Origin of the sequence: Streptomyces sp. NPDC056161 (assembly GCF_042268025.1) — a bacterium.
In the GTDB taxonomy this organism is placed as follows: domain Bacteria; phylum Actinomycetota; class Actinomycetes; order Streptomycetales; family Streptomycetaceae; genus Streptomyces.
On the sequence record NZ_JBHJUV010000120.1, the window covers coordinates 1 to 7,565 of the forward strand.

The following is a 7,565-nucleotide window of genomic DNA, read 5'->3' on the forward strand; positions in this document are numbered from 1 at the left end:
CCGAAACAAGACGCCGCATGCCTCCCTCATTCCGAGCTAGACCATGCCTGACCAGCGAAAATCAAGCGATCGTGTTCGGTTGAGATACGGCTTCTGATACGCTAAATCACCGGCATTGTCCTGACCTGACAGTCCGCAAGACCGGCCTGGATCAGGCAATAACGATCACTAGCCCCTGTGCGTATTACCAGGGGAGGTCTTGTGAGCCTGAGCTTGACTCTGTCGGGGAGTGTGTCCTGAACACGATGAGGAGCTCTATGTAGGAATTGCATCCTCAAGTGATGCTGTGTGGGAGATGAAGGATGTGGCCCTTCGGAGTCGCCCTGCGGGGGGCGGCTTCAAACCACCTCATGCTGCGTTGGCTGAAGACCGTCGTGGTGAGCGATGAGGAAAAGGCGTCGTGAGAGGCGTCAGGTAGGGATCAGGAAGACGAGTGCAAGCGAATCATTGCTGACGTGTCGAAACAGAGTGAGACGGCATCAGAACCGGAGGTTTTCTCCGATCTCCGGGATGAGTCTGGCGGGAGCCCGTTTACTGGCCAGACGGTGCCCGGCATGAAGATGACGTGAGCCTGATCTGCCGCTTCCACATGGAACAGGAGAAAGCGCACCCTGACACTGTTCGCCCCGGGTAGGGCGGCGATAGGGAGTGTCTCAAGCGGCTGAAACCGCAAGGGGCTGAGTACCGTCGCGGGGTGCGCTGGCGGACCGGCCCGTAGTAGTGATGAAGCCCCTGTAATGGGGGTGGAGCGAAGGGGCCGGGTCATCCGTGGCTGTGTTCGTTTGGTCAACCGGCGATGGCCGGGAGGAGCCGATGCAGCAGTTGAAATCGTCAAGCAAGCCGTTCGATATCTCGAAGTGGGAGGTCTGGGAGGCTTTCCAGGATGTGAAGGGTAATCAGGGCACACCGGGAGTGGACGGGCAGTCCATCGCGGACTTCGAAGCTGATCTGAAGGGAAACCTTTACAAGATCTGGAATCGAATGTCGTCGGGGACTTACTTCCCTCCTCCGGTGCGTGCGGTGGAGATCCCGAAGCAGCACGGCGGCGGCAAAAGGATTCTAGGAATTCCGACGGTCGCTGACAGGGTCGCGCAAACCGTTGTGGCCCGGCATCTGGGAATCCGCGTGGATCCTGTGTTCCATGAGGATTCTTATGGATACCGGCCGCGGCGGTCGGCTCTGGACGCGGTGGAGCAATGCCGGAAACGGTGTTGGAAGAGGGATTGGGTGATCGATCTCGACATCCAGAAGTTCTTCGACAGCGTCCGGTGGGACCTCATCGTCAAGGCGGTGGAAGCTCACACCGACGCCGTTTGGGTGAAGTTGTATGTTGATCGGTGGCTTCGTGCGCCGCTTCAACTGCCCGACGGCACCTTGCAGAAGCGAGATCGAGGGACCCCGCAAGGGTCCGCAGTCTCGCCTGTGCTGGCGAACCTGTTCATGCACTACGCGTTCGACCTTTGGCTGGCCCGGAACTTCCGTGACGTCCAGTTCGAGCGGTATGCCGACGATGCGGTCGTGCACTGCGTCAGCGAGCGCCAGGCCCAGCAGGTCCTGGCGGCACTCGGGAACAGGATGGAAGAGGTCGGGCTGCGGTTGCATCCCGACAAAACCAAGATCGTGTACTGCCAAGACGGGAAACGGCGCGGCTCTTATGAGCACACGTCCTTCACGTTCCTGGGATTCACGTTCCGCCTGCGCGGCGCACGGACCAAGGACGGCCGGAAGTTCCTGTCGTTCCTGCCGGCGGTCAGCAAGGATGCTCTGAACAAGATGGGACGAGAGGTGCGCCGGTGGCGACTTCATCGTCGCTCCAACTTCACGTTCGTAGAGCTCGCCAAGGCGATCAATCCGATCGTGGCGGGCTGGATGAACTACTACGGCCGGTTCTACCGGTCGGCGTTGTATCCCCTTCTGGCGCGCATCAACGCCTACTTGGTGCGATGGATCCGCCGAAAGTACAAGCGGCTCGCGGGGCTGAGGAAGGCCGTCGAGTGCATGCAGGGGATCGCCAAGCGATACCCCCGGCTACTCGCACAGTGGCGGTGGATCACCGAAGCCTCCGTCGCCTGGTGATCAGGATGACAAGAGCGGAGTGACAAGAGATTGTCACGCTCCGTTCTGTGGGAGCCCGGGGGTGAGATTCCCCCGGGCCACCCGACTCTTGGAGTTTCCCGGTGCGGCAGCATGGTCAGCGGGCATGCTCGTGTGGTTCCACCGGTGCCCGTGGTCCCTTTGCCCCCGTTGCGGTGAGCAAGTCCTGCCTCTGACTGCGCAGGTCGCGCGGGCGAGCAACCCGGGCGGCACGACGGCGATATGGGTGAGAGACCGGCTGGACGGGCTGTGGTGCGACGAGGACTTCGCCGACTGGTACCCGCGGAGCGGGCGGCCGGGTCTCTCGCCTGCGCAACTGGCCACCGTCTGTGTGCTTTAGTTCCTGCTCGGTCTGTCGGACCGGCAGGCCGCCGAGGCGGTCCGCTGCCGCATCGACTTCAAGTACGCCATGGCCATGGAGCTGGACGATCCCGGTTTCCATCACAGCGTGCTGACGGACTTCCGCGACCGTCTCGCTGAAGACGACCGTGCTGACCGCCTCCTCGACCTCGCGCTGGCCCGTCTCAAGGAGGCCGGCTGGTGCGCGAGCGCACCACTCAGCACACGGATTCCACCCACGTCCTGGCCGCGGTGCGCGACCTGACCCGCCTGGAACTGATCACCGAGGCCGTCCGCGCCGCACTCGAAGAGGGCGCAGGCACATCCCCTCACCTGCTCGACGAAATGGTCGACGGGGACTGGGGGCTCCGCTGCGGCCGACCGGTCCGCCTGGGCAAGAACCCAACCAAGCCCAAGACCGGATTCCTTGCCACCGGAAACGACGCCGTCCGGCTCCTGGAATACCTCTACCGGCACGCAGCAGACCGCACGTCCGGCCCTCGCATCCAGGCCCTGCGCCAGATCATGGTGCAGGCAGGACTACCACCGTGACGCCGCAGGACACCTCCGCTGGCGCACCGCCGAGAAGGAAGGCGGACCCGGACTGCCGCCCTCGTCCCGGGCGGTCGTCTCTCCCCACGACACCTCGGTCCGCTACGCACGGCGCGGACACATCATCAGCTGGAAGGGGTTCGCCGCTCACCTGACCGAGACCTGTGCTCCCGACGGCCCCAACGTGATCACGGACTTGGCCACCACCGCGGCCACCACCCACGACAGCAAGGTCCTGCCCCTCCACACCCGCCTGGCCCGCCGGGGACTCCTGTCCGCCGAGCACCTGGTCGACGCCGGCTACACCTCCCTGCCCCACCTGGAACAAGCCACCCGTGAACACCAGGTCACCGTCTCCGGGCCGCGCCGGAGCAACCCCACTCGCCAACACCGTCAAAACGAGGGGTTCGCCCGGGACGGCTTCCACATCGACTACGACCATCGGCAGGTCACCTGTCCCCAGGGACAGGTCAGCGCGGGCCGGCACGGCCCCTACCCGACCTCCTCGCCCACCGCGGCCCCGCCGATCGTGGCCAGGTTCACCAAGAGCCAGTGCCGCCCCTGCCCGGTCCGCACCCAGTGCACCACCACCGCCGACAGCGCCCGCACCGTGGGCTTTCCCCCGCAAGAGCTCCGCGACCTCCAACTCCACGTCCGCACCGAGCAACAGACCCCCGAGTGGAAGACGCGCTATGCGGTCCGATCCGGAGTGGAGAGTACGGTCAACGACTTCGCCCACGGACACGGCATGCGACGCTGCCGCTACCGAGGACAGGGAAAGACCCACATCCAGCACGTCCTGACGGCCATCGCCGTCAACACCGAGCGCCTCAGCGGACTCCCACCAACCGAAGAAGCCCCCATGCCCCACCGACCGACCGCCCACCAGAACTACCTCGACCACCGCGAGATCCCCCGGCCGAAGTCCTGGCGAACCCCGGGCAGCTGACCCCGGCAGCACCAAGATCCCCGACAGAGTCAAGCTAAAAGGAGGCGCTCGCGTTCAGGCTTGCGCCGATCGGCGATGAGATCCCCTGCTCCATCCGGGTCGGCGGTGGCACCGTCGAGTGCAGGTCATCGAATCAGCATCCCTTCTCGTGGCCGTCGGCTTCGTTCAAACGCTCGCGTCGGCACCCGTTCGAGGGGTCCGGGGCGTTTATGCGGCAGCATCCCGGCCGGCCGCAGGATGATCAACCTCGATTCGTCAGCAGGATTTGGTGGCTGACCTGCTCGGCAGTTCGCCCGTAATGTCCTCGGGCCGTTCGAGGTGGGCCGTCGTGTGACGCCGCGGGTGCGCCGGGCTCCACGGGCCCGGAGTGCTGCCGGTCTTCTCCTTCCTGGTCCTTGTCGCGGCAGTGTCCGACCGTCAGGTGACAGCCGGGAGGGCGGTGAGCCGCTGCCAGCAGGTGGTGAACGCTTGTGCCCAGGGCCAAGTCGCGTCGATACGCAGCCATCGGCGTCGGGCGTGATCGGCGAGGCGAGCCGGCAGGTGGTAGAGGCGGAAGCGCATGGTCTCCGGCTCGGCGTCGGCCAGGCCCTCGACGTCGTGCAGGGCCAGCAGCCGCACCCAAGCGTCGAGATCACTCGCGAGGTTTGCGGCGAGCATCCAGCCGCAGTTCACTTCCCAGGAGGCGGAGGGCAAGTTGTCCAGTCCCATCGCCTTGTCGGTGCGCACCCGGTCCTCGACGCTGGCATGCGAGCGGTGCAGCAGGTCCAGGAACTGGCTGTGGCCCGAGCCGGCGATGCCTGCCCCGCATGTGCCGGATATTGGTGGCGGTGATGCAGTACCGCCGGCCGGTCTTCGTCTCGAAGGCCGTCAGTTTCTTCAGGTGCCGACGTGTGGGTTTGACGCGACGCACGATCAGCCGCATGCCCTCCGGCCAGCCCTCGCGGGTGTTCAGCCCGGTCAACTCGGCGATGAAGTAGCCCTCCTGGAGGCTGCCGTCCTGGTGCACGGAGGTCTCCCAGGCGCTTTTGGGCAGCTTTGCGATGGCCTTTTCGTCGTCTTCGGTGATCTTCCAGCCGACCGTGTAGCGGACCGTGCGCCGCGTGGTGTTCAACGCTTCGAGGTGTTCCAGCAGTCCGTGGGTGGCTCCGGCCCCGTCCACCCGGATGAGGATCTTCGCGGCCGGGGAGCCGGGGATCCGGGCCAGGGCGTCGGTGAGTACCGTGATGGGGTCGGCCACCGTGTTTGCTCCGGCATTCCCCGGCCGCAGGCACATGGCCAGGGACTCGGTGGTGTTCGCGCACCACGCGGCCAGCGGATGAAACCCGAACGTCTTTTTGAAGGTGACCGCTGCCCCGGCCTTCTTGGACGCGGCCGTGATGATGGTGGCGTCGATGTCGATGACGATCCACCCGGTCAGCCGCTTGCCCGCCACGACCAGCCAGGGGAAGCCGCCCGGCCGCAGGTGCAGCAGACTCCACACCTGCCGACGCACCCGTGCCCGCACCTTGGCGATCTTCATCAGGGTGGCCTCGTCGAGCGCGGCCAGCGTGCGACGGGCGGTGGAGTCCGGGGCCGCGGGCCCGAACAGCGGCCGGTGATGGAGCTGGAGCTGCTCGGCCTCCGACATGTTCGCCGCCCCGAGCACGATCGCGATCGCCAGTTGGACCAGTACCCCGGCCCGTTCCCGCCAGCCGGCCGCTGTGCTGGACGGCAGCACCTTCGCCAGCGCTTGCATGAGCCCTGTGCGGTCCGCGCACTGGCGCAGCAGCACCGCCCCGGCATGCCCGATCAGCCTCTTCCCGTCAGCCACCACCGACAGCCGACGGTCCCACCCTGTACGCTCACTCACCAGAAAGGTGCCCTGACTTCTGCATCGGATATGACTTCGACACTCACATCCTTGCAGGTCAGCGGCACCTTTCTGTTATCGGGGCGTCAGCTCGCCCAATTCCGTTGAATAGCCGGGGTTAGGCTTCCGGCACGCACGACCACAAGGGCACTTCCGAGATGCAATCCTCCTGCGCCGGCGAGGGTTTCCGCACGGTTCGGTGATCCGAATCTGAGCGCGTACGGCGGGCTGGCTCCGCTGGTACACCTGGCCGAGCTGTGCGGGCCTCCCGGCCTGGTTCCGGAGAGGGTGCGGTTGCCGGCTTCGAAGAACGCCACCGGCTCCTTCCCCGCGGCCGAGGGGAAGGCTGTCATCGCCGGGATGGCAGCGGGCCGGGTGCCGACAGCCTCGATGACGTGGACCGTCTGCGGCACGGAGCGACGATGCGCCTGTTCTCCAGGGCAGGGGCACCGTCCGCGCTGGGCAGCTTCCCGCAGTCCTTCACACACGGGCGCATCAGTCAACTGCACGCCGTCCAGCGCCGGTTCCTGCCGGTCTGGCCGCGCACACCCCGCTGCTGCCCGGTGCGGACACGATCGCCTCCCTCGATCTGGACGACTCCACGCCGTCGGCGGCCCCGGTCCCCGCCACCAGCCGCGCGCACCGGGCGGTGGGGATAGAGCTGATTACGGGTCAGGGCCGTTGACTGAGGGCTGTCCCGTAAATGATTTACGACGTGCTCGTTGACCTGCCTGTTCGTCGTCACCCGGCGAGGGTGAGGTTGTGCAGGAGGGCGATCGCGGCCTCGACCTGGCCGGGGTGCCGTGCCAGGGCGGAGATCAGCCCGGCCCCCCTCCCGGCGGTGCCGCAGAACGGCGGGCGGATCGGCGGTGGTCACCGTGCCGTCAGCCGTCAGCCGTCAGCCGTCAGCCGTCAGCCGTCAGCCGTCAGCCGTCAGCCGTCAGCCGTCAGCGCGGCCAGCGCCTTCTCGTCGGCATCCACCAGGAGCCGGCTGCGCAGCCGCTTGGCCGACGTCCGGGCCGACAGCGCGGGCAGTGTGGCCTTGAGGGCTCCCTCCCGCCACCGGTCGGCCTGCGAGTCGAAGCCGTCCGGCGTCGTCGCCGGGGAACACAGGGCCTCGATCACCGTCTTGAGGACTTCCTTGGGGAGGTCCTCGCTCATCGCAAGATCCCGCCACAGAGGTACGTACGGGCATTGATCATCCTCGGATCCCCTCCCAAGCCTGACCTGGCGTCACCGCCCGGTCGCCATCCGTGGAACGACCGTACGGCGCGCCCAGGCCCGAGTGGAGCGCGATCCACGAAGTCGACTTGCCTTGCGCGTGAACGGTGCCCCTGCTCGGTAATCTGGCTGCCCGCAGCCGACTTGCCGTCGACCCCGACGCTGCCCTTCTCCCGCCACCTCCGATGGCGCTGGCCGCCGACGCCGGTAGACGCTTCGCCGTCAGGCCGTCGGTGCGGCTGACTGGACGGGGCCGCCTGGTCGGCAGGCTGGTCCAGTAGCTGCTGACGGCGCCGCTGCTCGTTGAGGTGCTCTTCGACGCGCTGGGTGAACTTCTTCAGCGACTCATTCCCCCGGCCGGGCCCGTACTCGCTGTACGGGCCGATGCCAAGCCGGACAGCGTTCGACTCCTCCTCGATAGCGTCGGCGGTCTGCTGGAGGAAGTCACCACGCCGTGATCATCACATCGGACCGGGTGCGCCGAGGCCATCACCGCCGCTACGCTTCCACCGCCGCAGCCGATGATGAGCATGCCAGGGGGAGTCCGTGAGCCGACCACTA

Annotated in this window: 7 protein-coding genes; 4 read left to right on the forward strand and 3 right to left on the reverse strand. The window is 66.5% G+C overall.

The window, feature by feature from the left end:
- The first annotated feature begins 768 nt into the window (after positions 1 to 768).
- The 4 genes from ltrA to ACFC09_RS45540 all read left to right on the forward strand — a co-directional run bounded on the left by ltrA (position 769) and on the right by ACFC09_RS45540 (position 3,934).
- Positions 769 to 2,076 carry a group II intron reverse transcriptase/maturase gene (gene ltrA / locus ACFC09_RS45525; protein WP_376539017.1) on the forward strand — a complete coding sequence of 436 codons (1,308 nt, stop codon included), beginning with the start codon at positions 769 to 771 and terminating at the stop codon, positions 2,074 to 2,076.
- 409 nt (positions 2,077 to 2,485) lie between these two features.
- Entirely contained in the window at positions 2,486 to 2,698 is a 213-nt protein-coding gene (locus ACFC09_RS45530; protein ID WP_376539028.1) for a transposase, read from the forward strand.
- Positions 2,635 to 2,985 (forward strand): hypothetical protein, encoded by a 351-nt coding sequence (locus ACFC09_RS45535; RefSeq protein ID WP_376539019.1) that lies wholly within the window; start codon positions 2,635 to 2,637, stop codon positions 2,983 to 2,985. The genes ACFC09_RS45530 and ACFC09_RS45535 overlap by 64 nt, the downstream gene beginning before the upstream one ends.
- A 184-nt stretch (positions 2,986 to 3,169) precedes the next feature.
- Entirely contained in the window at positions 3,170 to 3,934 is a 765-nt protein-coding gene (locus ACFC09_RS45540) for a transposase (RefSeq protein WP_376539021.1), read from the forward strand.
- 417 nt (positions 3,935 to 4,351) lie between these two features.
- Here ACFC09_RS45540 and ACFC09_RS45545 read toward each other — a convergent pair whose 3' ends face one another.
- The 3 genes from ACFC09_RS45545 to ACFC09_RS45555 all read right to left on the reverse strand — a co-directional run bounded on the left by ACFC09_RS45545 (position 4,352) and on the right by ACFC09_RS45555 (position 6,944).
- Complete coding sequence (locus tag ACFC09_RS45545) at positions 4,352 to 4,660, reverse strand: transposase (RefSeq protein WP_376539023.1); 309 nt, start codon at positions 4,658 to 4,660, stop codon at positions 4,352 to 4,354.
- On the reverse strand, positions 4,566 to 5,744 hold the full coding sequence (locus ACFC09_RS45550; protein WP_376539025.1) for a transposase: 1,179 nt from the start codon (positions 5,742 to 5,744) through the stop codon (positions 4,566 to 4,568). Before ACFC09_RS45550 ends, ACFC09_RS45545 begins: the two co-directional genes overlap by 95 nt.
- Before the next feature lie 972 nt (positions 5,745 to 6,716).
- The gene (locus ACFC09_RS45555) at positions 6,717 to 6,944 is read right to left on the reverse strand and encodes a hypothetical protein (protein ID WP_376539027.1); all 228 of its coding nucleotides are present in this window, start codon (positions 6,942 to 6,944) and stop codon (positions 6,717 to 6,719) included.
- Positions 6,945 to 7,565 lie beyond the last annotated feature (621 nt).